The 26,633-nt window shown below is 70.2% G+C and carries 21 protein-coding genes; 1 reads left to right on the forward strand and 20 read right to left on the reverse strand.

What is annotated here, in order from left to right; translation table 11 throughout:
* Positions 1–17 precede the first annotated feature (17 nt).
* Entirely contained in the window at positions 18–1,172 is a 1,155-nt protein-coding gene (locus ACZ5VD_RS23355; protein ID WP_468683148.1) for a right-handed parallel beta-helix repeat-containing protein, read from the reverse strand.
* A 234-nt stretch (positions 1,173–1,406) separates the two neighbouring features.
* Here ACZ5VD_RS23355 and ACZ5VD_RS23360 point away from each other — a divergent pair, with 234 nt between their 5' ends.
* Entirely contained in the window at positions 1,407–3,659 is a 2,253-nt protein-coding gene (locus ACZ5VD_RS23360; RefSeq protein WP_468683151.1) for a glycoside hydrolase family 43 protein, read from the forward strand.
* Between the two features lie 15 nt (positions 3,660–3,674).
* Here ACZ5VD_RS23360 and ACZ5VD_RS23365 read toward each other — a convergent pair whose 3' ends face one another.
* The 19 genes from ACZ5VD_RS23365 to ACZ5VD_RS23455 all read right to left on the reverse strand — a co-directional run bounded on the left by ACZ5VD_RS23365 (position 3,675) and on the right by ACZ5VD_RS23455 (position 26,507).
* A complete protein-coding gene (locus ACZ5VD_RS23365; RefSeq protein WP_468554432.1) occupies positions 3,675–4,487 on the reverse strand; it encodes an HAD family acid phosphatase in 813 nt (270 codons plus the stop codon).
* Between the two features lie 122 nt (positions 4,488–4,609).
* Positions 4,610–5,722, reverse strand: coding sequence for a right-handed parallel beta-helix repeat-containing protein (locus tag ACZ5VD_RS23370; RefSeq protein WP_468683153.1), 1,113 nt, complete (start codon positions 5,720–5,722; stop codon positions 4,610–4,612).
* 97 nt (positions 5,723–5,819) lie between these two features.
* Positions 5,820–6,992, reverse strand: coding sequence for a dienelactone hydrolase family protein (locus tag ACZ5VD_RS23375; RefSeq protein WP_468683154.1), 1,173 nt, complete (start codon positions 6,990–6,992; stop codon positions 5,820–5,822).
* A complete protein-coding gene (locus ACZ5VD_RS23380) occupies positions 6,985–8,247 on the reverse strand; it encodes a pectate lyase family protein (RefSeq protein ID WP_468683156.1) in 1,263 nt (420 codons plus the stop codon). Before ACZ5VD_RS23380 ends, ACZ5VD_RS23375 begins: the two co-directional genes overlap by 8 nt.
* On the reverse strand, positions 8,240–9,289 hold the full coding sequence (locus ACZ5VD_RS23385) for a pectinesterase family protein (RefSeq protein ID WP_468683157.1): 1,050 nt from the start codon (positions 9,287–9,289) through the stop codon (positions 8,240–8,242). The genes ACZ5VD_RS23380 and ACZ5VD_RS23385 overlap by 8 nt, the downstream gene beginning before the upstream one ends.
* Before the next feature lies 1 nt (position 9,290).
* Positions 9,291–10,469, reverse strand: coding sequence for a pectinesterase family protein (locus tag ACZ5VD_RS23390; RefSeq protein WP_468683158.1), 1,179 nt, complete (start codon positions 10,467–10,469; stop codon positions 9,291–9,293).
* A gap of 113 nt (positions 10,470–10,582) precedes the next feature.
* Positions 10,583–11,929 (reverse strand): pectate lyase family protein, encoded by a 1,347-nt coding sequence (locus ACZ5VD_RS23395; RefSeq protein WP_468683160.1) that lies wholly within the window; start codon positions 11,927–11,929, stop codon positions 10,583–10,585.
* Between the two features lie 77 nt (positions 11,930–12,006).
* Positions 12,007–12,804 carry a rhamnogalacturonan acetylesterase gene (locus tag ACZ5VD_RS23400; RefSeq protein ID WP_468554439.1) on the reverse strand — a complete coding sequence of 266 codons (798 nt, stop codon included), beginning with the start codon at positions 12,802–12,804 and terminating at the stop codon, positions 12,007–12,009.
* Between the two features lie 183 nt (positions 12,805–12,987).
* A complete protein-coding gene (locus ACZ5VD_RS23405; RefSeq protein ID WP_468554440.1) occupies positions 12,988–14,337 on the reverse strand; it encodes an ABC transporter substrate-binding protein in 1,350 nt (449 codons plus the stop codon).
* 79 nt (positions 14,338–14,416) lie between these two features.
* A complete protein-coding gene (locus ACZ5VD_RS23410; RefSeq protein ID WP_468683161.1) occupies positions 14,417–16,405 on the reverse strand; it encodes a pectinesterase family protein in 1,989 nt (662 codons plus the stop codon).
* Positions 16,406–16,438: 33 nt separating this feature from the next.
* Positions 16,439–18,001, reverse strand: coding sequence for a glycoside hydrolase family 43 protein (locus ACZ5VD_RS23415; protein WP_468683162.1), 1,563 nt, complete (start codon positions 17,999–18,001; stop codon positions 16,439–16,441).
* Complete coding sequence (locus ACZ5VD_RS23420; RefSeq protein ID WP_468554443.1) at positions 17,998–18,843, reverse strand: DUF6807 domain-containing protein; 846 nt, start codon at positions 18,841–18,843, stop codon at positions 17,998–18,000. Before ACZ5VD_RS23420 ends, ACZ5VD_RS23415 begins: the two co-directional genes overlap by 4 nt.
* Entirely contained in the window at positions 18,843–19,985 is a 1,143-nt protein-coding gene (locus tag ACZ5VD_RS23425) for a Gfo/Idh/MocA family protein (protein ID WP_468554444.1), read from the reverse strand. The genes ACZ5VD_RS23420 and ACZ5VD_RS23425 overlap by 1 nt, the downstream gene beginning before the upstream one ends.
* Positions 19,982–21,271: a pectate lyase family protein gene (locus ACZ5VD_RS23430; protein WP_468683163.1), complete on the reverse strand. Its 1,290-nt coding sequence runs from the start codon at positions 21,269–21,271 to the stop codon at positions 19,982–19,984. Before ACZ5VD_RS23430 ends, ACZ5VD_RS23425 begins: the two co-directional genes overlap by 4 nt.
* A complete protein-coding gene (locus ACZ5VD_RS23435) occupies positions 21,268–22,164 on the reverse strand; it encodes a carbohydrate ABC transporter permease (protein ID WP_468554446.1) in 897 nt (298 codons plus the stop codon). The genes ACZ5VD_RS23430 and ACZ5VD_RS23435 overlap by 4 nt, the downstream gene beginning before the upstream one ends.
* Positions 22,161–23,096 (reverse strand): carbohydrate ABC transporter permease, encoded by a 936-nt coding sequence (locus tag ACZ5VD_RS23440; protein ID WP_468554447.1) that lies wholly within the window; start codon positions 23,094–23,096, stop codon positions 22,161–22,163. Before ACZ5VD_RS23440 ends, ACZ5VD_RS23435 begins: the two co-directional genes overlap by 4 nt.
* Before the next feature lie 104 nt (positions 23,097–23,200).
* Entirely contained in the window at positions 23,201–24,937 is a 1,737-nt protein-coding gene (gene araD, locus ACZ5VD_RS23445; RefSeq protein WP_468683346.1) for an L-arabinonate dehydratase, read from the reverse strand.
* Positions 24,934–25,842, reverse strand: coding sequence for a dihydrodipicolinate synthase family protein (locus ACZ5VD_RS23450; RefSeq protein ID WP_468554448.1), 909 nt, complete (start codon positions 25,840–25,842; stop codon positions 24,934–24,936). Before ACZ5VD_RS23450 ends, araD begins: the two co-directional genes overlap by 4 nt.
* Positions 25,839–26,507: a GntR family transcriptional regulator gene (locus ACZ5VD_RS23455; RefSeq protein ID WP_468554449.1), complete on the reverse strand. Its 669-nt coding sequence runs from the start codon at positions 26,505–26,507 to the stop codon at positions 25,839–25,841. Before ACZ5VD_RS23455 ends, ACZ5VD_RS23450 begins: the two co-directional genes overlap by 4 nt.
* Between the last annotated feature and the right edge of the window lie 126 nt (positions 26,508–26,633).

Here is a 26,633-nt window from a genome sequence, read left to right on the forward strand (position 1 = left end):
CCACTCGGTTCACGCGTTCAGTTCATGGTGGCTCCGACGGCCGTCGATCCAGTGGTCAGGAACGTGGTGGCCGGCAGGGACCCGTCCGGCCGCCGCGCACCGTACGCCGTGGTCGCGTCCGTCGACCTGAAGGCGGGCGTCGACACCCCGCTGTCCCAGTTGTTGGCCGCGGACACCGTCGAGGAACCCGGCTTCGCGAGTCCGCCCTTGTTGCCGACCGCGAGATTGCGGGCCAGCCGGGCCTTGCCGGTGGCGAAGTGGAAACCGTCCTCGGTGTTCGCGTAGGCGGTGTTGCGGTTGAGCACGATCGCCCCCGGGTTGGAGTTCTCGGTGAACCCGTTCAACGTGTTGCCCCACGCCGCGTTGTGGTTCACCACATGCCCGACGGTGACTCCCCCGCCGCCCAGCTCGAACCCGTTGCCGTCGCCCTCGAAGGCCGGGTCGGACCAGCGGTTCCTGCCGTTGCCGAAGGCCCAGCTGTGCTCGACGGTGACCGGCGAGGAGAACTGCCAGAGGTCGAGGCCGTCGTCGGAGTTGTCGTACAGCCGGGCGCCCGTGATCCTGTTGCCCGTCCCGGAGCCGAACTTCACGGCGATCCCGTCGGCGTTCTCGCCGTGCCCGGCGGCGTCGTAGTTGCCGTGGCTGTCCAGGTTCTGCACGAGGTTGTCGGTGGTGCCGTCGCCCCGCAGGGTGAAGCCGGAGTCGCCGTTGTCCGCGGTGACGAGGTTCTTGAAGACACCGCCGGCCGAGGAGGTGGCGACGAAGCCCTGGGCCGGGGAGTTCTGGAAGGTGAGGTCCTGGACGGTCCAGTAGTCGCCGTAGACACCGGCGAGCCAGGAGCCGTCGGGCAGCTGGGAGCCGTCGATCCGTACCTTCTCGCCGCCGTACGCCCGCAGCGTGATCCGTGCCGAACTCGTGCCGCTCGCGGTGGACTTGAGGGTCGCCGCCGGGGTGTAGGTGCCGGCCCGGACCTGGATGACGGTGCCGGCGGACGCGTTCCTGACGGCCGACTCCAGCTGGGCCGTGGTGGAGACGGTGACCGTCGTCGTGGCGGCCTGGGCACCGCCTCCCGACAGCCCGAGGTGGACGCCGCCCGCCCCCGCGGCGACGGCCACCGCCGCGGCGATCGAGAGAGTCCGCGTTCTGCGGTGGCGTCCGGAACTTGGGCGCACGGATGGTCCTTTCCTCGGAGGTCGGGGACGACAGCGGGTCGGAGGGGCCGCCTCGGCCCGCTGCTGCCATCCGGTCGCCGCCCCGACCCGAAAGGTTGCCGCCGCCCCGCGAAAACGATCGAAACTTTCGCTCCCGCCGGCCCCACCCGCACCGATTGACGCCTTGATCGCCTCCGATGACACTCCGAGAACAACAGACCCCACAGAAACCCCCACAGTCACACAGGATGTGTCATGCGACCTCCCGGACGCCGCACCGCCCGCACGTTCCTGACTCCCTTCCTGGTCCCCCTCCTCGCTCTTGCCCTCTCCTTCCTCTCCCTCCTCGCCAGTCCACCGAGCACCGCGCACTCAGGAGCACCACCCGTGAAGAAGCCCCAGTACGCCGGCTACCTCTTCGCCTACTTCACCGGCGAGGGCACCGCCGACGGTGAACAGATCCGCTACGCCCTCAGCCGCGGCAACGACGCGCTGCACTGGAGGGAGCTGAACGCGGGCAAGCCGGTCCTCACCTCCACGATCGGCGAGAAGGGGCTGCGGGACCCGTTCGTGATCCGCGCCCCCGAGGGCGACAAGTTCTACATGATCGCCACCGACCTCAGGATGTACCGCAACAGCAGCGGCAGTTGGGACCAGGTCCAGCGGCACGGCAGCAAGTCGATCATGGTGTGGGAGTCCACCGACCTGATCCACTGGACCGACCAGCGCCTGGTGAAGGTCTCCCCGGACAGCGCGGGCAACACCTGGGCGCCGGAGGCCTACTGGGACGACTCCCTGGGCGAGTTCGTCGTCTTCTGGGCGTCGAAGCTGTACGCCGACGACGATCCCGACCACACGGGATCGACGTACAACAAGATGCTCTACGCGACCACGAAGGACTTCCGCGGCTTCAGCGAGCCGAAGGTCTGGGACGACCCCGGCTACTCGGTCATCGACTCGACGGTCGTGAAGCACGAGGACACCTACTACCGCTACACCAAGGACGAGCGCGACCCGTCCTCCAGCTCGCCCTGCTCGAAGTTCATCACCGGCGAGAAGTCGACCTCGCTGACCGACACCTCGTACGACTTCGTCTCCGACTGCATCGGGAGCGGCTCGATCGACCGCGGCGAGGGGCCGACGGTCTTCAAGTCGAACACCGAGAAGAAGTGGTACCTGTTCATCGACGAGTACGGCGGTCGCGGGTACGTCCCCTTCGAGACCACCGACCTCGACTCGGGCCGCTGGACCATGTCCGCCGACTACCAGCTCCCCGCGAGCCCGCGGCACGGCACGGTGCTGCCGGTGACACAGAAGGAGTACGACCGGCTGCTGGCCGCCTACCCCTCCACCCCGGCCTCGGTCGTGGACGCGACGGCGACCGGGCAGAAGGGGTACGCGGTGGTCACCGAGGCCGCGTCCAAGGTGGTGCTGCCGATGCGGCCGGGCCTCAAGGAGACAGATCTGCGCGGACTCGCGCCGAGGCTCTGGGTGGGCGAGGGCGCGACGCTGAGCCCGAGGTCGGGCACCCGCCGGGACTTCCGCAAGCCGCAGACGTACACCGTGACGGCCGCCGACGGCACGAAACGCGCCTGGACGGTCGAGGCGGTCCGCACCGGCAGCCCGGCCCTGCCCGGCCTCAACGCCGACCCCGACGTGCACTATCTGAACGGCGAGTACTGGATCTACCCGACGACGGACGGCTTCCAGGGCTGGGGCGGGACCAGGTTCAAGGCGTACTCGTCGAAGGACCTGGTCCACTGGAAGGACCACGGCGTCATCCTGGACCTCGGGCCCGACGTGGCCTGGGCGGACAAGTACGCGTGGGCTCCGGCCATCGCCGAGCGGGACGGCAGGTACTACTTCTACTTCTGCGCCGAGCAGCAGATCGGCGTGGCGGTGGCCGACTCCCCCGCCGGCCCCTTCGAGGACGCGCTGGGCAAGCCGCTGGTCGCCAAGGGCGGTTCCCTCCCCGGCCAGATGATCGACCCGGCGGTCTTCACGGACGACGACGGGACGTCGTACCTCTACTGGGGCAACGGGCACGGCTACGTGGTGCCGCTGAACGACGACATGACGTCGTACGACGCCTCGAAGGTGCGGGACATCACCCCGGGCGACTTCCGCGAGGGCTCGTTCGTGATCAAGCGGAACGGCACGTACTACTTCATGTGGTCCGAGGACGACACCCGCAGCGAGAACTACCACGTCGCCTACGCGACCGGACCGTCCCCGCTCGGCCCGTGGACCGAGCGGGGGACGATCCTGTCCAAGCGGGCCGAGTACGGCATCCTCGGCACCGGCCACCACTCCGTGGTGAACGTGCCCGGCACCGACGACTGGTACGTCGTCTACCACCGGTTCGCCCTCAACGGCCCCGGACGGCCGGGCGGCGACGGCATGCACCGCGAGACGGCCGTCGACCGGATGGAGTTCGCGGCGGACGGCACGATCGAGCCGGTGGTGCCGACCCTGGAGGGCGTCAGGCCGGTTCGACAGCGCCCCTGACGGGCGGCGGAGCGCCTAGCCGACGAAGTACGTCGGGTTCGGCAGCTTGTACGTGCGGTCGGCGTAGCCGCCGTCCAGGTCCGAGTACTGGTCGCCGAAGTTGGCGACGATCTCGTACCCGAGGTCCTTCTCGATGTGCTTCCGGGTGCCGGACTTGTACTGCACGGTGGTGCAGGTCCAGGCACCCGGCGTGGCACAACCGCCGAGGTAGGACGGCGGGTTGGCGGCGTCCTTGAGGAACATGTGGCCGGCGTCGAGGTTGACGTCGGCGCCGACCTTCTTCAGGTTCTCGACGGCCGCCGAGCGCTGGGCCTCGCTCAGGCCCGAGTTGTAGAAGACCTCGACGCCCTTCTTCTCGGCGTACCGCACGAGTTCGGGGCTGCCGAACACGGCCGGGCGGTCGGCCTTGTTGACGTAGGCCGCCCAACTCGCCGAGTTGTAGGTGTAGTTGTAGCGCTTCTCGTAATCGAGGCTGAGCAGCAGGGTGTCGTCGATGTCGAAGACGACGGCGGGCTTCTCCCCCTTGTGCAGCGCCTTGCGGGCCGCCTGGTCGATGTACTTCCTGGCGGCCGAGTCGATCCGCGCGAGGTCCTTGGCGTAGGGGCTGTCCGCGGACGCCTGGTAGACGCCGTTCGCGTCGGCTGCGGTGCCGTAGTAGCTGTCGATGTCCTTCACCAGCAGCCCGATGTTGTAGGGCTCGTGCGTGGAGTTGGCCGTGGACTGGCCGGCGGTGGCCGCACCGGCGCCGTACAGGACGGCACCGGTGACGGCACAGGCGGCGGTGACGGCCGCGATGCGCAGGGGCTTGCGTTGCAGTGACTTATGCATGACACAGGTTTCTACGCGCGTCACCCCCTCCGGCGCGAGACCCGCCGGGCAAAAAACGGGTCAAGCACCCCGGCCGGGTCGGTCGGTCGTCGTTCCGACCACGGTCCGACGACGAGCTGCCGTCAGTTCATGGTCGCCCCGATGGTGGTCGAGCCGGTCGTCAGGAACGTCGTCGTCGGCAGGGTGCCGCTCGTGCCGCGGGCGTTGTACGTGCTGCTCGCGTTCGTGGACCGGAAGGCCGGGGTGGCGATCCCGGAGTCCCAGTTGTTGCCGGCGGAGACGACCGAGGAGCCCTTGTTGACCGAGCCGCCGCCGTTGCCGACGGCGAGGTTCTTGCCGAGGCGGGCGGCGCCGGTGGCGAAGTAGTAGCCCCACTTGGCGTTGGCGTAGGCGGTGGTGCGGTTGAGGACGATCGCGCCCTTGTTGGAGTTCTCGGTGAAGCCGTTGCCGGCGTTGTCCCAGGCCGCGGAGTTGTTGATGACGTGCGCGACGACCTCGCCGTCGCCGCCCAGCTTGTAGCCGTTGCCGTCGCCCGCGAACGCCGAGTCGGACCAGCGGTTCCTGCCGTTGCCCATGGCCCAGGTGTGCTCGACGGTGACCGGCGAGGAGAACGACCAGAAGTCCAGGCCGTCGTCGGAGTTGTTGTACAGGCGGGCCCCGGTGATCAGGTTGCCGGAGCCGGAGCCGAACTTCACGGCGATGCCGTCGGCGTTCTCGCCGTGGGTGGCGGCGTCGTAGTTGCCGTAGCTGTCGATGTTCTTCACGGTGTTGTTGACCGTGCCGTCGCCGGTGAGTGTGAAGCCGGAGTCGCCGCCGTTGACGGTCTTGATGTTGTTCCACACCGTCCCGGTGCAGGACTGGCAGACGACCGCGCTGTCCGGCGAGTTCTGGAAGGTGATGTTCGAGACGTTCCAGTAGTCCGCGGTGAGCTTGAGGATCCAGTCGCCGTCGGGCAGCGACGACCCGTCGATCTTCACGGTCTCCGAGCCGTACGCGGTGAGCGTGACCGGCGCCGAGGAGGTGCCGTTGACCGTGGACTGGAGGGTGGCCGTCGGGTAGTAGGTGCCGCCGCGGACCTGGATGACGGTGCCGGCCGTCGCGCCGGACAGGGCGCTGCTCAGCTCGGCCGAGGTGTCGACGACCACGGTCGCGGCCTGGGCCTGGGTGGGGAGGACGGCGAGGCAGGTACCGAGCGCGAGGGCCGCCGCGGTGGTGAGAGCGGTACGACGAGACATGGGTGCGGGTCCTTTCGTCGTTCAGCCGGTGGGGAGATGGGGATGCGGGGACGGGGATGCGGGGACGGAGCGATGGTGGGGAGTTGAGCGGGGTGGTTCACAGGACGGAGTCGAGCCATGCGAAGACCTCGTCCTGCATGCGGTCGACGAAGACATGGCCGAGGTCGGGCCAGGTCTTCAGGCGCAACCGCTCCTCGGCGTGGCGCGCACGCCAGACGGCACGGAGCTTGTCGTGGGCCACCCGTACGCCGTCGGCGGGGAAGAGGGTGTCCAGCGCGCCGCCGAAGAAGAGCATCGGCCTGGGTGCGGCGATGCCCGCCACGTCGGGGAAGTCGAGGAACCGGGGAAGCCCCGGGTGGAGCATGTAGTACGACGACTGCCCGCGCAGCGTGTTGTTGCCGGGCACCATCATTTCCTTCAGGCCCGTCATCCAGCACACGCTCGCCGCGGCGGCGATGTCGTCGCTGAGCGCGGCCGTCTGCCAGGCCCGGTAGGCGCCCATGGAGAACCCGAGGGCCGCGACCCGGCGTCCGTCCACGCGGTCGAGACCGGCCAGGAACCCGGCGGCTCGGGCGTCCTCGCGGGCCATGAGTCCGGCGAGCGAGGAGCCGAGGTGGGAGAGGTTGGAGGCGAGGGCCTGCTGTTGGTCGTAGACGAGCGGGCCGCGGTCGCCCCAGCCGAGGGCGTCCAGGCAGAGGACGACATGGCCGCGCCGGGCGAGTTCGTCGCCGACGAAGCGTCCGCTGAAGTACCTGTCCGCCCAGGCCTGCGCGGAGGCGAGGCGGGTGTCGTCGTACCAGGGCCGGACGAGCTTCTCCTTCCCGATGTCGAACTTCGCTCCGTGGTCGTGGAGGAGGAGCACGGCGGGGAAGGGGCCGGGGCCGTGCGGGGTGAGCAGGGCGCCGCGGACCCGTTCGTAGCGGGTGAGGGAGAGGGTGACCGACTCCCTTGTGTAGCCGTCGCCTTGAGGGCCGGTGGTGAACTCCGGCGCGTACGGCGTCCCGTGCTGCCGGTCCACGAGGAGGTGCTCCTCGACCGTGGCACGGGCGGCGCGACGCCAGGACCCGAAGTCACGGATCGGGGAGGTGCCGTAGGCGAGCGGGAAGCGCAACTCGTCCTTGAGTGCGGGGTGGAAGTCGGGGAGGTTGCCGCCGACGAGTCCGGGTGCCTGCGCCGGGTCGGTGGCGTGCGCCGGGCCGGTGGCTCCTCCGAGGAACGCCGCCGCCGTGGCTCCCGCCACGAAGCTACGGCGGCCGAACGGCTCACTCATGGTGCCTCCCGGCGCCGGCGTGCCGCAGGACGTGGTGCTCGACGGCCGACCGGGAGGTGAGCGGCCGGTAGGCGTAGACGTCGGCGGGGTCCCAGCCGACCTCGTCGGTGAGACCGAGGCCGGTCGCGACGGCGTCCAGGCGGGCGGGCCGGCCGTTGAACCAGGAGCCGGTGTCCCGGAAGTGCTCGCCGCCGTAGTCCGCGACGGCCAGCGCCGGGTTGCCGCGCGGGTACACGAAGACGTTGCGCTCGGAGAAGACCGCGGACTCCAGTCCCGCGCCGAGCGCGTACAGGGTGTCGGCGGCCCGGCCCCGGTAGACGTTGTTGACGACGTGCACCTGGCCGAAGCGGACGCGGGGGCCGCGCTGCACGATGTCGGTGAAGAGGTTCCGGGCGAAGGTGACCTTGAGGTGGCCGCGGTCCCGGTCGCCGCGTCCGTCGCCCGAGCCGATGAGGATCGCCTTGTCGTGGTCGGTGAACCGGCTGTCGGAGACCGTGACGAAGTCGGAGCCGTCCTCGATGTCGAGGAGCCCGTCGTGCCGTTGGACGTGCTCGCCGTGGAAGCCGACAGGGGCCTCGCGGTCCGGAAAACGGCCGTCGGTGAAGGTGCAGTGGTCGACCCAGATGTTCTTGCCGGTGATCACGGTCATCGCGTCGAAGCGGGCGTTCCAGCTGCCCTGTGTGCCGTCGTCCGGTGACCAGGCGGTGAAGTGGTCGACCGGTGCCTCCAGTCGGAGGTTCCGGACGATGATGTTCGTGCCCGTGTTGACGGTCAGGAAGACTCCGAGGAGCCGTGCGTCGGCGCCCACGCCCACCAGGGTGGTGTTGCTCGGCACGGTCAGCTGGATCTGCAGCTTCTCCTTCGTGGAGCCCGTCTGCCGGAGTCGGCGCTGCGGTCCGCAGTAGTCGTGGCGGGTGTCGGACCAGGTGGTGCCGTCCTCGCCGAAGCAGGACCGGTAGCGGGCGAGGTCGTATCCGGGCGCGTAGTCCTGCTCTCCGAGCAGCGAACCGTCGTCCGCCTCATGGCCGCTCACGGCACCGACGACCCGGATCACCTTCGGCGCGATGGGGTCGCCGTCGTTCGCCAGGGCCTCCTTCAGTTCGGCGCGGGTGTGCACCGTCCGGGTGGTGCCGCCCGCGCCGCCGGTGGTACCGGAGCCCCAGCCGAGGGGGCCGCGCCCGGTGGCGGAGGCCTCGGGCGCCCAGGCCGGGCACACGCAGGCGAGCGCGAGCAGGACGGCGGCAGCCCTACGCACGGGGTCGCCAGTCGCCGAGATAGGCCGACCTGGTGTGTGACGCGGCCTGTGCCGCCGTGAGTTGGGGCCGGTTCTCCGGCACCGTGATCGCGGCGCCCGGGCCGGTGTTGCGGTACTCCCTGAACCGCATGGTCTGCCAGGGGTACGTCTCCCGCATGTTGGTGTACGGCGCCACCACGTCGATCCCCGCACCGATCCGGCTGTCCCGGACGACGAGGGACGGCCAGGCGGTCGTCTCGTACGTCGGCACCCACGGCCGCGCCAGCCGGTACGCCCCGTCCTCGGCGCCGGAGGTGATGAGGGAGCGGAGGGCGAGGATGCCGTGCGGGTTGGCACGGGCGGTGGACGGGGCGAAGACCATGCCCTTGGGGGTGAAGGTGACGTCCCGGCGCAGGGTGCGGAAGTGGCACTCCTCGAAGACGGCCGTCGCCCGGCCGAAGACGAAGTCGACGTCACCCTCGATGTAGCAGCGGTGGAAGTACTGCCGGTCGAAGGCGTCCAGGGCGGTCGTCTCGACGAACAGGGTGTCCTGGTGGGCCAGCAGCCGCACGTTCTCGAAATGTGTGCGGTCGCCGTACGTGTACGCCGCCACCGCCTGGGTGCCGGTGATCTCGGGATGGTCGGCGCGCAGCCAGTCGTTGGCCAGGGTGAGATCGCGGACGGTCAGCCCGGGGGCCGCCGAGGTGAAGGTGGCGGAGCCCGCGGTGCCGTACGTTCCCGAACCGTCGGGCTTCTGGGTGCCGTTCGCGTGGTCGAAGACGATGACGACGTCCCGCGGGTCGCGGGTGGCGCCGCGCAGGGTCAACTCCGCCTTGTCCGCGGGGATGTCGACGACTTCGCGATACGTCCCCGGGTGCACGACGATCGTCCGGCCGGGCCCGGTCACCGCGTCGACGGCCGCCTGCACGGAGTCGCCGGGGCGGACGTGCAGGACCCGGTGGCCGCCGGTGCCGGCGGAAGCGGCAGCGGAACCAGCGGTGACGGCGGGAGCGGCGGCGGCCAGGCCTCCGGCGAGTCCCGTCAGGAGGGTACGTCTGCGCATGTCAGCACCCCTGCTTCCACGGCCGCCAGTCACCGAGGTAGGCCGCGCGGGTCGCCGACCGGGCCTGTTCCGGGGTGAGTTGGGGGCGGTTCTCGGGGACGGTGATCTCGGCGCCGGGGCCGGTGTTCCGGTACTCGGCGAACCGCTGGCGCTGCCACGGGAAGGAGTCCGACATGCTGGCGTAGGGGGCGACCGCGTCGATGCCGGGGCCGAGCCAGGTGTTCCGCACGGTGAGCATCGGGCGGGCGGTGGTGTCGGAACTGGGCACCCAGGGGCGGGCCAGCTTGTAGAAGGCGTCCGGGGCCTCGCTGCTGATCCGGCCGCGCAGTACCAGGTAACCGAGCGGGTTGGCGCCCGCCGTGGAGGGCGCGAAGACGAAGCCGTACGGGGCGGTCGTCAGGTCGGCGCGGTTCAGGGTGCGGAAGTGGCAGTCCTCGAACACCGCGGTGCCCCGGCCGAAGACGAAGTCGACGTCACCCTCCGCGTAGCAGTGGGAGAAGTACTGCCGGGCGACGACGGAGAGCGCGAAGGAGTCGGCGTAGAGGGTGTCCTGGTGGCCGAGGAAACGGCAGTGGTGGAAGGCCGAGCGGTCGCCGAGGACCTTGACGGCGACGGCCTGGGTGCCGGAGATTCCCGGGTGGTCGGCGCGCAGCCAGTCGTTGGCGAAGGTGACCCAGCGGGCGGTGAAGCCGTCGGTGCGGATCAGGGTGGTGGCGGAGCCGGTGGTGCCGTAGGTGCCGGAGCCGTCCGGCTTCGGGGTGCCGGCCGCGTTGTCGTAGACGATGACGACGTCACGCGGGTTCTCGCTCGCGCCGATCCAGGTCATCTCGGCGGCGGCCTCGGTGCGCTGCCCGGTGGCGGGGTCGACGACTCCGGCGGACACCGTCTCGCGGTACTCGCCGGGCGCGATGACCAGGGTGTGTCCGGAGGTGGTGGCGGCGGACACGGCGGCCTGGACGGTGGTGAAGTCGCCGCGGCCCCGCTGGTCGACGTAGAGCGTCTTCGGGGTGAGCCGGGCGGCCGGTGATCCGAACCGGCCGAAGGGGCGGGGCCGGGCGGCGGCCTCGGCAGGACGGCTGCCGGCCGCCCCGAGCGCGGCGCCCGCTCCGGCGCTCGCCATCAGGAATCTCCTTCTGGACAGGGGCCTGGACAGGAGGAGTGGGAAGTGGGGCGAGGGCATGCGGGAACTCCTTGGATGTGCGGCTCGGGAGAGCGGTGCGGTGCTTCCTCGCGTGCGGGGTGTGGCCGGGGCGGGCGCATCCCTGGGTCCCGCCCCGGCCTGTTCGACGGGTGTCAGCACAGACGTCCGGCGCCCGCCCCGTGGTCGACGATCGCCGGGACGGACTTCGCCCGGTCGACCTTGGTGCGCAGGGTCGGCGTCCAGCCCGCGCCCGACGGGAGGGTCTCGGCGGGGAGTTCCGCGTTGTGCACGGCGAGCAGGTCGACGGCCTTGCCGTTGACGTGGTTGCCCGCGACGGTGACCGGCGACTCGTTCCACCGCTTGAGGACCTTCGCCGCGCTGACCCCGGCCGGCAGCGTGAACGCGTTGTGTTCGGCGACGAGTTGGGACTCCTTGCCGATGCCGTAGCTGTAGGCGTAGGAGTCGTCGGCCACGAAGTGGTTGTTGTACGAGTCGACCTGTCCGAAGCGGACCCGGGGTGCGCGCTCGACGAGCTTCGAGAACAGGTTGTGGTGGAAGGTGACCTTCAGGTGTCCCCGGTCGCCGACCGCCGTGGACTCGCTGTCGCTGTTGCCGACCAGGATCGTCTTGTCGTGCTCGGTGAAGACGTTCCAGGAGGCGGTGACGTAGTCGGCGCCGCGGACGATGTCGAGTTCGCCGTCGTGCTGCTGGTAGAGCATGCCGAAGTAGGTGGGCGCCGCGCTGTCGGGGTGCTCGCCGTCGGTGAACGTGTTGTGGTCCAGCCACACATGGGTGGAGCCGTAGACGACGGCGGTGTCGTACTCGGAGTTCCAGTTGCCCGTGGTGCCGTCGGTGGGGTCCCACTGCGGGAAGCAGTCGACGGGACTCTCGAAGGCGAGGTTGCGGACGATGACGTTGTCCACGGCCTTGATCTGGAGGCTGGCGCCCTTGATACCGGCGTTCTTGCCGACACCGATGATCGTGGTGTTGGCCGGGATGTTCGCCTTGATGGCCTTGTCCTGGTTCGCGGCGGAGGTTCTGCGCAGGCCCTCGGGGCTGTCGGCGGGCTCGGCGCTCAGGTCGGTGTCGAGCCCCCAGGCCTCCGGCGCGTACTTGGCGAGGTAGGCGTCGAAGTCGTAGCCGGGCGCGGCGAAGGCCTCGCAGCCCTCGGAGACGGCGTCGATCGTCCCCTTCACCTTGATGATCTTCGGCGCGCTGCCGCCGGCGGCCAGGGCGGCCTTGAACTGCGCCCAGGTGGTGACGGTGTAGACGTGCCCGGCATCGGCGGCGGCCCCGCCGGTCGTCCCGGTCCCGTAGGACGCCCAGCCGTCGTTCGGGGCGAGGGTCTGGCGGGCCACGTCCCGGGAGGTGGGGGACGGCGAGGTGTGCGACTGAGGGGTGTGGGCCTGTGCGGTGGTGCCGGTGACCGTCAGCGCGAGCGCGGCGCAGCCGACCACGGCCACGCTGGTGACATGCCCATGCCATGCATTGGTGTTCATTCTGCGGCTCTCTTTTCGGCGAGGTCGAAGGAGCTTGCTCGTGCGGTCCTGAGGGGTCCTACGCGTCTTACGCGGTCCTACGCCGCGGCCGCCGGCCAGGTGATCCAGGACTCCGGGACCACCGCGTCGAGCCGGCGCACGTCCCGCGGCGCCAGCACCCGGCGGCGCAGCAGCTCGGCGGCGACCAGCCGGGCCACCGCGATCGCACCCGGCGGATTGAAGTGCGTGTTGTCCTGCTCGGTCGCGGTCCAGTTGAAGTACTTCTTCGTCTCCTCGACCCCGAGCCGCTGCCACAGCGCCAGCGACAGGGCCTGGATGTCGAGGAGCGCCACCCGCTCCTCCTCGGCGAGCGCGCGCATCGCCGCCGGGTAGTCGCCGTGGCTCGGCAGCGAGGTGCCGGCGGCGTCGAACCTCCGCCGCTCGACGGGCGTCGCGAGCACGGGCCGGGCACCGCGGGCCCGGGCCCCCTCGATGTAGAGACGCAGATGGTCCTGGTACGTCGTCCAGGGCTCGGTGTACCGGGTGGGGTCCTCGGCCTTCTCGTCGTTGTGCGCGAACTGGACGAGGAGCAGATCCCCCGGCCGGAGCGCGGAGAGGATGACGTCGAGCCGTCCCTCGTCGACGAAACTCTTCGAACTGCGCCCGTTCACCGCATGGTTGGAGACGGGAAGATCCTTGTGCAGAAAGAACGGAAGCGCCATGCCCCACCCGGTCTCGGGGGCGGCGTCGGCGTACTTCTGGGCGGCGGTGGAGTCACCGGCGATGTAGAGGGTGCGGGATCTCCGGTGCGAGGAGGCCTCTGCCGGAGCCGCCGCGAAGGCGAGCGGAGCGACGGCGAGCGCCGCGGTGGTGACCTGTCTGCGGGTGAGCGACACGACGATGTGCCTTTCTCGACGGTCTTGACGGTCTTACGGAATGGCGGTGCCTTTCAAAGGTGGGGGGCTACCCCGCGCCCCCCATGGGGGGCGCGGGGTTGTACGCGATATGCGGCCGCGGTCACGTGGTGCGACCAGCCGCGACGAACCCGCGGCCGGCGCGCGGCCGAGCCGTCCGGGCTGTCAGCCGTTCTGTTCCTTCCACTCCGCCTGGGCCGTGTTCAGCTGCTCGGCGAGCGTGTCCAGGAAGTCCTTCTCGCTCATCTTCCCGAGCAGCACCTTCTGGAAGTTCGGCTCGTTGTCCGACTTCGAGATGGTGTTCCAGTCCGGCAGGTAGTACGGCAGCTGCACGATGGTCGTGGACCCGTCGGTCAACGCCTGGGCCGCCAGCTTCGTCGGCTCGGCCTTCGAGATCCACGCGTCCTTCGCCGCGTCGTTGTTCGACGGCACCTGGCCCGCGGACTCGTTGAACTTCGAGTTCTCCGCCTGCGAGGTGGCGAACTCGATGAACTTCCAGGCCGCGTCCTTGTTCTTGGAACTCTTGAACACGCCCAGCCCGTCGACGGGGTTGGACACCTGGACCCGCTTGCCGTCGGCGCCGGTCGGCTGGGGAATGCCCCGGAACTTGTCCGCGCCGAAGGCCTTCACGTGGTCCTGGTAGGAGCCCAGGTTGTGGTTCAGCATGCCGATGGTGCCGGAGTCCCACTGGGCGACCATCTTGGTGAAGTCGTTGTTGAGGTCGGCGGCGGGGGTGTCCTTCTTGTAGAGCGCCGAGTACTTCTCCAGGGCGGCCACGTTCTTCGGGTCGTTGACCGTGGTCTTCGCACCGCTCGTGTCCCAGAAGGACGTGATGCCGGACTGCCCGTACATCGCGTCCAGCGCCTGGGCGATGGAGCCGGCGCCACCGCGGATGGTGTAGCCGAACTCGTTCTTGCCGCTGTCGGTGAGCTTGTCCGCGGCCTCGTAGAACGTGTCCCACGTGGTCGGCGCGTCCAGGCCCGCCTGCTCGAACAGGTCGGTGCGGTAGTAGAGGACACCGTTGTTGGCGGAGGTCGGTATCGAGTACAGGGCGCCGTCACCGCCACCGGCGGCCTTCAGCGACTCGACCATGTCCTTGTTGAGCTTGCCGTTCAGGGAGGACTTGGACAGCCGGTCGTCCAGCGGGTCGAGCGATTTCTGGGCGGCGAAGCCAGCGAGCATCGCCGCGCCGACACCGCCGACGTCCGGCAGGCCGCCGCCCTGGATGGCGGTGTCGACCTTGGACTGGTACTCGGTGGAGGCGATCCCGACGTACTCGACCTCGATGCCCGGGTTGGCCTTCTCGAAGGAGGCGATGATCTCCTTCCAGATGTCGGTGCGGACACCGCCGTTGTTGTCCCAGAAGACGATCTTGCCCTTGCCGCTGCCCTCGGCGCCCTTGTCACCGCCGGAGCCGCTGCCGTCGTCACCGCAGGCGGTGGCGGTCAGCGCGAGCACGGAGCCCAGGGCGACGGCCATGGCGGCACGCCTGCTTCTACGGATGCTGATCTTCATTGGTCGGCTCTCTTCTTCTTCTGGTGTCTCTGGATCCAGCGGAGCTGTGAAGTTGTGGGGGTCTGTGGTCGCCACGAGGTCAGTGGCGGGTGTGCGGGGCCCAGTCGTCCGTGCCCCGCAGGTAGTTCGCGACGGTGTGCGCCTTCGCGTCGGCGTCGCTCAGCTGCGGCCGGTCCGCGGTGACGGCGGCTCCCGGCCCATGGGTCCGGTACTCGGCGAACCGTGCGTCCTTCCACGAGAAGCCGCTCATGTCGGTCCACGGGGAGGACTTCACCGCGGCGGGCAACTCGGTGTCGCGGAACAGCACTTGGGCGACGGCGTTCGGCTCCCCGCCCGGATGCCACGGCCGGCCGAGATGAAAGCTGCCGGCGGGCGCGTCGCTCACGACCCTCGACTTCGTGATCAGGAAGCCGTACGGGTTGCCCGTCCAGGTCGAAGCCGCCGTGATGTAGCCGTTGTTGGTGGTCGAGCCGCGGCTGAGCGCCTTGATGACGGACCGCTCGATGACGGTCGTCGCGCGCCCGTAGACGAAGTCGACATCGCCCTCGATGTACGAGTCGCGGACGTAGACCCGGCTGATCACGTCCAGCTTGGGGCTGTCGGTCATCAGCGTGTCCTGGTTGCCGAGGAAGGCGGTGTCCTCGAAGACGATCCGGTCGCCGGTCGTCTTCATGGCGAGCGCCTGCTCGCCGTTCAGCTCGACCGCGGCCTCGTCGAAGTCGTTGCTGAAGGTGAGGTTGCGGGCCGTGACGTCGTTCGCGGCGATCCGCACGGTGGTGCTCCCGGTGGAGCCGCCGTACGCGGCCGGGGTGTCGTGGACGATGACGGTGTCGGAGCGGTCGCGTCCGGTCCCCTGGAGCACGAGGTTCGCCTTGCCCGCCGGGACGAAGACCTTCGCGCGGTATGTTCCCGGCGCGACGGCGATGGTCACCGGCACGGTGTTGCCGTCGGGCACGGCGTCCACCGCGGCCTGCACGGTCGGGTAGGCGGCCGGTACCTGGAGCGTGACGCCGATCCGCCGCTGCGGTCCGGAGTAGCGCTCGACCAGCGCGGGAACGGCCGCCGCCGGGTCGAGGCGGTAGCTGTAGAACTCCCGCGGATCGAAGGCGGCACCCCACTCGTCGGTCCGTCCGGTGGTGTTCCGCAGAATCGAGCCGCGTTCCACCAACTCGGCGGTGGCATCCGCCTGGTAGGGGTGCTGGACGCCGTCGAAGTAGCTGTTCTCCAGGACCATCCTCGTCCCGCCGCGCGCCCAGTTCCCGTACGTCCACACCGGGTCGCCGTCGGCCACCTGCGCCGACAGGTAGTTGTTGTACAGGTGGGCGTAGGCGCAGTTGTCCGCGGAGGGATTGCGCTGCTTGGTGCCGGTGAACCAGTTGTGGTCGATGGTGATCTGCGTGTGGACGTTGCTGGTCCAGCCGATCCCCAACGCCTTGTTGTGGTGGTCGAACCGGTTGTAGGAGACGGTGATGTACTGGCTGTCCTTGCGGATGTCGAGCAGTCCGTCGCCCATGTGCGTGAACCGGTTGTGGTCGATCCACACATGGTCGACGGTGTCCATCTGGATCGCGTCGAAGTCGGTGGTCTTGCCGTCCCAGTCGCCCTCGACGTAGGAGTCGCGGATCGTCAGGTTGCGGATGACGACGTTGCTCGTGCCGGGGTTCAGATGGAGTTCCCCGTGGACGATCTCCCCGGTGTCACCGACGCCGATGATCGTCTTGTTCGAGGTCACGACGATGTCGGAGCCGAACGGGGCGACGGCTATCGCACCCGAGACCCGGATGACGTACGGCTCCTCGGCCGCCGCGTACCGGACCAGCGAGGCCTGGTCGGTGACGGTCACGACCCTGCCGCCCGCGCCGCCGGTGGTGCCCCCGGCGAGGGAGGCGAATCCGTGCGCCCGGTCGGACCAGCGGTCGGCCGCCGGAGCGGAGGACACCGCCGTCGGACCCGGAACGGCGGCCTTCGCCTCGCCGGCCGCGCCGAGCCCCAGGGCAGCGAGCAGGCCGGCCACCGCGGCCAGGACGACCCCCGGTCTCGGCAAGCGCTTGCTAGGGAAGTGCGTCATTGCGGCTCCCAACAGGCATACGGATGAGGTGGGTTACAGGGGAGTGACCCTGAAGTGCGAGAAGGTCGCCGCGCCGGTCTGTCCCGGACCGGCGGGCGCGAGCGCGAACACACCGAGCAGGGCTCCGACCCAGCGCCAGGGAGTGGCGGCGAAGACCGGTCCGGAGGGGCGCGGGCCGTCCCCGACGTCGTAGAAGAAGCGGCAGCGTGCGCCGGTGCCGATCTCGATGCGGAGCCTGGCCCGGCCCTGCGGCGCGAGCCTCGGGTGGTCGGCGTCGCGTTCGTTCTCCGCGACGGCCTCGGCGAAGCGGTGGACGAGGTGGACCGTCCCGTCGGTCCCCCGTTGCAGTCCGATCCAGCCGAAGGCGTCCCCGAGGACCGCGAGCCCGGCCCGCGCCCCCGGCTCCTCACCGTGCAGGGTCAGCTCCACCTCGACGGCGGACGGGGTGCCCGGGAGCCGCTGGGTGAGGACGCTCGGCAGTTTCCGCAGGTCGTGCGCGTCGGCCGAGCGGACACAGGCGAGCCGGAGGCCGTCCCCGGAGTGCTGGGTGGCCCAGCCGTCCTGCGGGTTGGCCGTCCACTGCCACTGGCGGCCGAAGCGCCCGCCGGGGAAGTCGTCGTCGGTGGCCGGTGCGGCGGCCGGCTGCGACGGCAGGTCGGGCCTGCGGTGTACGGCTACGGGGGCGCCCTCGTCGCCGAGCACCGGCCAGCCGTCCGCACCCCAGCGCATCGGCTGGAGGTGCACGACCCTGCCGTAGGCGCCGCGCTGCTGGAAGTGCAGGAACCAGTCCTCGCCGGACGGGGTGCGCACCCAGCCGCCCTGGTGGGGGCCGTTGACGTCGGTGTCCCGCTGTTCCAGGACGGTCCTCTCCTCGTACGGCCCGAAGAAGCCGCGCGAGCGGAAGGCGCCCTGCCAGCCGGTGTCCACTCCCCCGGCGGGCGCCAGGATCCAGAACCAGCCGTCGTGCCGGTAGAGCTTGGGGCCTTCGAGGGTGAACCAGCCGGGGAGGCGGTCCCCGTCGACGATCACCTTGCCCTCGTCGAGAAGTGACGTGCCGTCAGGGTGCATACGGTGGCCGGTGAGCCGGTTCTTGACGCCCGACCGGGACTTGGCCCAGGCGTGCACCAGATAGGCCTCGCCGGTCTCCTCGTCCCACAGGGGGCAGGCGTCGATGAGGCCCTTGCCCGCCTTGACCAGCCGGGGGCGGGTCCAAGGGCCGCGTATCTCAGGGGCGTTGACCTGGAAGATGCCCTGGTCGGGGTCGCCCCAGAAGATCCAGAAGCGGTCGTCGTGGTGGCGCAGCGCGGGTGCCCACACGCCGCAGTCGTGCCGGGGGGTCCCGAACTCGTCCGCCGGTTCCAGGCGTTCGAGGGCGTGGCCGACGAGCGTCCAGTTGACCAGGTCGCGGGAGTGCAGCAGGGGCAGGCCCGGGGCGCGGCCGAAGCTGGACGCGGTGAGGTAGAAGTCGTCGCCGACGCGGATGACGTCCGGGTCGGACCAGTCGGCGTTCAGGACGGGGTTGGTGTACGTCTCGGCGGCCGGAACGGGCTTCGGGTCCGTCTCGTCGGTCGCCGCGGGGTGCGTCTTCGCGGTCACGCGCTCACCGCCTTGCGGATGAGGGCCGCGGCCCCGTCCCGGTCGAGGCGGCCGTCGGCGACGACGGTGACGATCCGGCGGACGACGGTCTCGCCCGGCCCGATCGGCACCCGCTCGTCGTGGGCGAGGGACGAGCCGACGCCCGGGTACTCGGCGGTGCGGACGAACCACGGGTCACGGCGGCTCTGTTCGGTGGCCCCGGCGAAGACCAGGGTCCAGGCGGAGCCGGCCAGGGCGAGCCAGTCGGCCCGGGTGCCGTGGACCCCGGCCTCGCCCTCGCTGTCCGCGGTGAAGACCTCGGGGGTCCGCTGTTCCTTGCGGGCCCGCCAGAAGAAGCCGCCGTAGGCCGCGCCGGGGCGGCCGTTGGTCGCCGGGGAGCCGATCGACAGCGGGTCCGGGGTGACGTTGGTGAGGGAGAAGGTGAAGTCCAACGCCCAGGCCACGTCGGTGAGTTCGATGGCGGCGACGGTACGGCGCTCGCGCAGCAGCTCCGCTCCCGAGGCGACCCAGCGCAGCTCCTCCACGAAGCCGTCGGGGTCGCGCAGCTGGAAGGAGTGGTGACGCTGGGCGCCGTGGTTGTCCAGCTCGGTCGGACCCTGGTCGCGGACGTAGGTGCGCCCGCCCCAGAAGTTGTGCCCCTCGACGTCGGGAACGGCGACACCGACGCCGAGGTGGTGGGTGTGGTCGGCCGGGCTGAGCTCGGTCACCGCCGTGCCGGCCAGGGTGGTGACGGGGTGCAGGTAGGGGCGCGGGGAGAGCCGGGCCGGCAGTTCGGGCCGGGTGATGTACCGGCCGACCGGCCGGCCCGCGACGCGCAGTACCGGCGAGTCGTTGGTCGTCATCACGTGCTCACCTCTTTCGGTGGGGCCCAGTCGGCGCCGAGCTCGGAGTAGAGGGCGAGGTTGTCCGCGGAGGCCGCGACGAGTCCGTCGATGCCGGGCACCACCCTGCGCTGCTCGTCGGGGAGCAACCGCCAGGCGGTGTCGGGCAGTCGGGCCGGGTCGGGGGCCACCCGGATCGCTTCGACGACCTTCATGAAGGCGCCCGTCACGTCGGGGGCGACCAGCAGGTCGACGCCGTCGGTGAGGTGCTCGACGAGGTTCTCCAGCAGGTCGGTGCGGCCGTACTCGTACTCCTCGGGGCCGTGGCCGGCCCGCTGGAGCAGCACGCGGTCCTGCTTGTACCAGAAGGTGATCCGACCGCGGTCGCCGTGGACGACGACGTACGGCTCGTCGGGGTCCTCGGCGCACAGGGTCGCGGCGACGGTGACCGGGAGTCCCCCGGTGGTGGTGACGCGGACGCAGGAGGTGTCGTCGGACTCGATGTCGTTGGCGCGCAGCAGTTCGGTCTCGATCCCGGCGACGTCCTCGGCGCGCGAGGCGCCGGCCAGGGCGAGGCCGGTGGCGACGGCGTGCGCGAGCGGGTTGGTCAGCGCCCCGTCGATCACGTCGACGCCGTTCAGCCGCCGCTTGCCCGCCCAGGGCGCCCGCCGGTAGTACGACTCGGGACGCGCCCAGGCACCGGCCCCGCCGACGCCGGCCACCTCGCCGATCGCGCCCTCGGCGATCAGCTCACGGATCGCGGGCACGGCGTGCGAGCCCAGCGACTGGAAGCCGATCTGGCAGACGACCCCGGCCTCGGCGACCCCGTCCGCCATCCGGCGGAACTCGGCGTACGAGGGGGCGGGCGGCTTCTCCAGCAGGAGGTGCACACCCCTCGCCGCGGCCGTCAGCGCCAGGTCCGTGTGGGTCGGGATCGGCGTGCAGATGACCGCGACGCGGGCGCCGGTCGAGTCCAGGAGGGCGCCGAAGTCGGCGGACTGCTCGGGTGTGCCGAGGGCCTCGGGGAGCTCGTCCGCGGTCAGCGGGGTCAGCTCGCAGATGCCGGCGAGCCGGACGATGCCCTTGTCCTGGAGCCTGCGGATGTTCTCCAGGTGCCAGTGGCCGTGGCCACGCGCGCCCGCCAGGACGATGTCGATGCTCATGGGGTCCTCCCTGCGCCCGCGCCGCGTGCCACCTCTCGGTCGGCCACGTCGGCGCTGTCGATCTTTGTGTGCAGGGTAGGGGTCCAGCCGACGTCGGCCGTGAGGTCACGCTCGCTGCCCGAGTTGTAGGCGTTGTGAAGGGCGAGCAGGTCCACCGGATAGCCGTTGAAGACAGTGCCGCTCTGGTGCAGGGCGGTGCCGTTCCAGCTCTTGACCAGGTCGGCGACCTCGACGTGGCCGGGGGCGTGGAAGGCGTTGTTCTCGGCGAAGATCGCGGACTCGGTCGACACGCCGATGGAGTAGCGGTGGTCGGTCGCGTCCTCGGGGACCACGTACCGGTTGTTGTAGAGGTGCACCTGCCCGAAGCGGACCCGCGGTGCCCGCTGCACGACGGACTCGAAGGTGTTGTGGTGCAGGGTGACCCGGAGCTTTCCGCGGTCGCCCGTCGCCGTGTCTCCGCTGCCGATGAGCATCGCCTTGTCGTGGCCGGCGAACCGGCTCCAGGAGACGGTGACCAGGTCGGAGCCGTTGGTGATGTCCAACAGCCCGTCATGGCGCAGGTAGTTGCGGGCGAAGTAGGTGGGTTCCTTCGCGTCCGGGTGCCCCTGGTCGGAGGCCGTGACGTGGTCGACCCAGACATGGGTGGCGCCGTTCAGCCACAGGTTGTCGTAGGCCGTCTTCCAGTCGCCGAGGCCGCCGGTGTTGGGCTGCCAGACGGGGAAGCAGTCGTAGGCGTCGCGCAGGTCGAGGTTGCGGACGATGACGTTGTCCGCGTTCCTGACCTGGAGGCTCGCGCCCTTGAGGACGGCACGTCCGAGGCCGACGATCGTCGTGTTCGAGCCGACCGGCAGGACGATCCGCTCGGCCTGCCGCGCCGCCGACGCCTGACGGGCCTCCTCCTGCGGGCCGCCGGGCTTGGCCGCGCCCCAGGTGCGGGGGTCGTAGGCGGCCAGGTACTTCTTCGTGGTGTAACCGTCGGTGGCGTAGTCGGCGCAGTCCAGGTGGTCGCCGTCGTCGTCGGTGTTGGCGTCGACGGTCCCGGCGATCCTGATGATCTTCGGGGTGTCGCTGCCGCCGTCGAGGGCGCGGACCAGGCCCGCGCGGTCGGTGACCGTGAAGACGTGGGTGTCGTCGGCCGCCGCGCCCCCGGTGGTGCCGGCGCCCGCCGAGGCCCAGCCGTCGTTCGCGGGCAGGGTGTCGCGGCCGATGTCCCGGGCCTCGGCATGGGCGGGGACGCAGAGGAGTCCTAACAGGGCGGCGCCCAAAGCGATCTGACGGAGTCTCATCCCTTCACCGCCCCCGCGCTGAAGCCCGTGATGAGCCACTTCTGGATGAAGGCGAACACGATCACGACGGGGACGGCGGCGATGATGCCGCCCGCGGCGAGCGCGCCGAGGTCGACGCTGTCCGCGCTCATCAGGGTGTTGAGGCCGACCGGGATGGTCTGCTTCTCCTGGTTGTTCAGGAACATCAGGGCGAACAGGAAGTGGTTCCAGGAGTGCACGAAGGCGAAGGAGCCGACGGCGATCAGACCGGGCCGCAGCAGCGGCAGGACGACGATCCGGAACGCGGTGAACCGGTTGCAGCCGTCGACCCAGGCCGCCTCCTCCAGCGAGTACGGCACGTTCTTGATGAAGTTGCTGATCAGGATGATCGACAGCGGTAGCTGGAAGACGGTCTCCGCGATGATGACGCTGCCCAGCGAGTTGATCATCTGGAGCTCGGCGAAGATCTCGAACAGCGGGACCAGGAGCAGTGCGCCCGGCACGAACTGGGAGCAGAGCAGGGCCAGCATGAAGGCCTGCTTGATCTTGAAGTCGAACCGGGCGAGCGCGTAGCCGCCGGCCAGTGCGACGAGGGTCGTCATCACCAGGGTGGCGAGGCCGACGAGCAGGCTGTTCTCGAAGTAGGTGCCGAAGCTCCGGTCCGTCCACACCTTCTCGAAGTGGTCGAAGGTCATCGGCCAGGGCACGAGCGAGGTCGAGCCGGCCGGGCGGAGCGCGAAGAGCAGGATCCAGTAGAACGGGATCAGGGTGAAGACGAGGTAGATCCCGAGCGGCGTGTAGATCTGCCAGCGGGGTGCCTCGTCCCAGGCGGCACGCTTCTTGACCGGGCGCCGCGGTGCGGGAACCGTAGGCCGGGGAGCCGGTGCCACCGCGATGGCCTCCTTGGTGCTCACTTGTCACCGCCTCCGAACTTGCTCAGGCGCAGATAGACCATCGAGCAGAAGAGCAGGATCACGAACGCCACCGTGGTCAGGGCGGACGCGTAACCGAAGTTGTGGGCGTCGACGCTGGTGTTGGCGATGTAGAGCGGGAGTGTCGTGGTCTCGCCGGCGGGTCCGCCACCCGTGAGGGTGTAGAGGAGGTCGACGTTGTTGAACTCCCACACCGCGCGCAGCAGCGTGGACAGGATGATCGCGTCCTTCAGGTGGGGCAGCGTGATGTGCCAGAACTGCTTGAGCCGGCTGGCCCCGTCGACCTCGGCGGCCTCGTACAGGTCCTTCGACACGGACTGCAGGTCGGCGAGGATGAGGATCGCGAAGAAGGGGACACCGCGCCACAGGTCGGCGACGACCGCCGCCGGGAACACCGTGGAGGTGTCGGACAGCCAGCTGGTGCCGTAGCTGCCGAGGCCCATGTCCGCGAGGTAACGGGTGATGCCCGTCTGGGAGTTGTAGAGCAGCACCCAGATCGCGGAGGTCAGCACGCCGGAGACGGCCCACGGGGAGAAGACCATGGCGCGTCCCAGCCCCCGGCCCACGAAGGTCTGGTTGACGATGAGGGCCAGCGCCAGACCGAACAGCAGCTGGAGTCCGACCTCGACGACGACCCACTTGGCGCTGAAGACCAGCGTGTCCCAGAAGACGGGGTCCTTGGTGAAGGCGTGGACGAAGTTGTCGAAGCCCGCGTAGCCGTTCCGCCACGGTTTGGTGGGGTTGTAGTTCTGCAGGCTGTAGTAGAAGACGCTGATGACCGGGTAGGCGATGAAGCCCAGCATCAGCAGGGCCGCCGGCGCGATCAGCAGGTACGGGAGCCTGCGTGGCGTGGCGGAGGCACGGCGCCGCCGGGGTGGCGCTGGCGGTTTCGCCACGGCTGCGGCTTGGGCCATGACTGTTCTCCGTTTCTCGGTACGTCTGGTGCGTCGTGCGGGAACTCGGGTGCGGGAAGCGCTTTCTCTCTGGACAGGGGTGTGCGCGGTCGGGTGGCGGCGGCTCAGCCGGCGTACGGGTCCTGCACCTTGCCCGGACGGGCCAGGAACTCGAAGTCGCAGCCGGTGTCGGCCTGCGTGATCTGCTCGTTGTAGAGCGCGCCGTAGCCACGCTCGTAGCGCACCGGCGGCGGCGTCCACGCGGTCCGGCGGCGCGCCAACTCCTCGTCGTCCACGTTGAGTCGCAGGGCGCGCCCCTCGACGTCGAGGGTGATGCTGTCGCCGGTCCGCACCAGGGCCAGCGGCCCGCCGACGTACGACTCGGGCGCCACGTGCAGGACGCAGGCGCCGTAACTCGTGCCGCTCATCCGGGCGTCGGAGATCCGGACCATGTCCCGCACCCCCTGCTTGAGCAGGTGGTCGGGGATCGGCAGCATGCCGTACTCGGGCATACCCGGACCGCCCTTGGGCCCGGCGTTGCGCAGCACCAGCACACTGTCGGCGGTGATGTTCAACTCGGGTTCGTTGATGGTGCGTTGCATGGTCCGGTAGTCGTCGAAGACGACCGCGGGACCGGTGTGCTTGAGCAGCCTCGGCTCGGCGGAGATGTGCTTGATGACCGCGCCGTCCGGGCAGAGGTTGCCGCGCAGGACGGCGACCCCGCCCTCGTCCGCGACCGGGTTGTCGCGGGGGCGGATGACGTCGTCGTCGTGGACGAGGGCACCCTCCAGTTGCTCGCGCATCGTGTCGTGCGAGACGGTCGGCCGGTCCAGGTGGAGCAGGTCCGTGATCCGGGAGAGGAACCCGGGCAGCCCGCCCGCGAAGTGGAAGTCCTCCATGAGGTACGTCTGTCCGCCGGGCCGTACGTTGGCGAGCACCGGGACCGTACGGGCGACGCGGTCGAAGTCGTCCAGGGTGAGGGTGACTCCGGCCCGGCCCGCCATGGCGATCAGGTGGATCACCGCGTTGGTGGACCCTCCGAGACCGAGGACGGTCGTCACCGCGTCCTCGAAGGCGTCCCGGGTCAGGATCTCGCTCAACTTCCGGTCCTTGTGGACCAGTTCGACGATGCGCAGACCCGCGGCGGCGGCCATCCGATCGTGCCCGGAGTCGACGGCGGGGATGCTGGAGGCACCCGGGACCGTGACGCCGAGGGCCTCGGCGGCGGCGGTCAGGGTGGAGGCCGTGCCCATGGTCATGCAGTGCCCGGGCGAGCGGGCGAGGCCGGACTCCAGCTCGGTCATCTCGCAGTCCCCGATGAGACCGGCCCGCTTGTCGTCCCAGTACTTCCACATGTCGGTGCCGGAGCCGAGGATCTCGTTGCGCCAGTGGCCCGGCAGCATCGGCCCGGCCGGCACGAAGACGGCGGGCAGGTCGGCGGTCGCGGCGCCCATGAGGAGCGCGGGCGTGGACTTGTCGCAGCCGCCCATCAGGACGGCCCCGTCGACCGGATAGGACCGCAGCAGCTCCTCGGTCTCCATCGCGAGCAGGTTGCGGTAGAGCATCGGGGTGGGCTTCTGGAAGGTCTCGGAGAGCGTGGAGACCGGGAATTCGAGCGGGAAGCCCCCGGCCTGCCACACGCCCCGCTTCACGGCCTGCGCACGGTCGCGCAGGTGAACGTGGCACGGGTTGATGTCGGACCAGGTGTTGAGGATCGCGATGACCGGCTTGCCGAGGTGCTCCTCGGGCAGGTAGCCGAGCTGGCGGGTGCGGGCGCGGTGGCTGAAGGAACGCAGTCCGTCCGTGCCGTACCACTGATGGCTTCTGAGGTCTTCCGGACGCCTCCTGACCGGCTCGTTCATATCGACCATCCGGCGGCTATGGCGGCGACTTCCGCCCGCTCGTCCTCGGGCAGGTGGCGGCTCGGCGGGCGGACGTCGCGGCGGCACAGGCCGAGGGAGGCGAGGGCCTCCTTGACGATGGTGACGTTGTTGGCGGAGCCGTTGGCCGCGCGGAGTTCCTCGAAGCGGCGGATCTGTTCCCAGACCTTCATGGCAGCCGGGAAGTCGCCGGACCGAAGCGCTTCGATCATGTTCAGCGAAACGGCCGGGGCGACGTTGACCAGGCCGGAGGTGAAGCCGGTGGCGCCCGCGGAGAAGTACGAGGGAGCGTACGGCTCGGCGAGCCCGGCGACCCACACGAAGCGCTCCAGGCCGGCGTCGCGGGCGAACGCCGCGAATCTGGCCGCGTCCGGGACGGCGTACTTCACGCCGATGACGTTCGGACAGGCGTCGGCGAGTTCGGCGAGACGGAAGCCGTGCAGCTGCGCGTTGCGGATGTACGGGACGACACCCAGCTCGGGCACCGACTCGGCGATGGCCCGGTGGTAGTCGACCCAGCCGCCCTGCGAGACGTACGGGTGGACGGGCTGGTGGACCATGACCATGTGGGCGCCGAGGTCACGGGCGTGCCGGGCGGAGGCGACGGCGGTCGGCACGTCGTGGCCGACCCCGACGAGGATGACGGCACGGTCGCCGGCCTCGTCGACGGTCAACTCGGTGACGAGCTGCCGCTCCTGCGGGGTGAGGGCGTAGAACTCGCCGGTGTTGCCGTTCGGGGTGAGGGTCCTGATCCCGCCGTCGAGCAGCCGGCGCAGCAGGGCCCGGTGGGTGGCCCGGTCGACGGTGCCGTCCTCGGCGAAAGGCGTCACCGGGATCGCCACCACGTCGGCCAGGGCCGTCCGCTGGGTCTCGAACGTCGCCGTCATGCCTGACCGTCCTCTCCCTGGGCCCCGGACTCCGCCTGCGGGAAGGCCCGTTGCACGAACGACCCGATGTGCGCGTGCAGGGCGCGGCCCGCGCCGTCGGCGTCACCGGCGAGGGCGAGCCGCAGGATCTCCCGGTGCTCGCCGGCCTCCTTCTCCCAGGACGGCGAGGCCGCCCAGGCGACGGCGGAGACGAGGGCCGCCTGGTCACGGACCTCGTCGAGCATCCGGCCGAGCAGCGGGTTGCCGCACGGCAGATACAGGGCGCGGTGGAACTCCCGGTTGGCCAGGGAGCGTTCGGCGGTGTCGGTGGCCTGGTCGGCCCGGGTCAGCGCGTCCCGCGCCGCGTCGAGGGAGGCGCCGCGGTGCACGGCGCGCTTCAACGCCTCGGGTTCGAGGAGCAGCCGGACGTCGTAGACCTCGCGCGCCATGTCCGCGTCCACCATGCGCACCGTGACGCCCTTGTACTGGTTCATCACGACCAGCCCGGTGCCGGCCAGGGTCTTGAGCGCCTCGCGCACCGGGGTCTTGGACACCCCGAACTGAGCGGCGAGCTCGGTCTCGACCAGGGCCTGACCGGGCGTCAACTGCCCGGTGAGGATGCGGTGTTTGATCGCGTCCAGCACGTACTGCGTGCGGGACGGGATCGGCGTGGGCACAGAGGTCATGCGCGCCTCTCGGATCTCACGGATCGGATCTCGCGCATCGGTCTCACGGATCAGATCTCACGTATCGCGTCTCATATATGACGTACGAAGTACGACGGCTTGAAGGTAGGAGGGGGCCTGTGTTTC

The organism is Streptomyces sp. NPDC032822 (assembly GCF_055578825.1).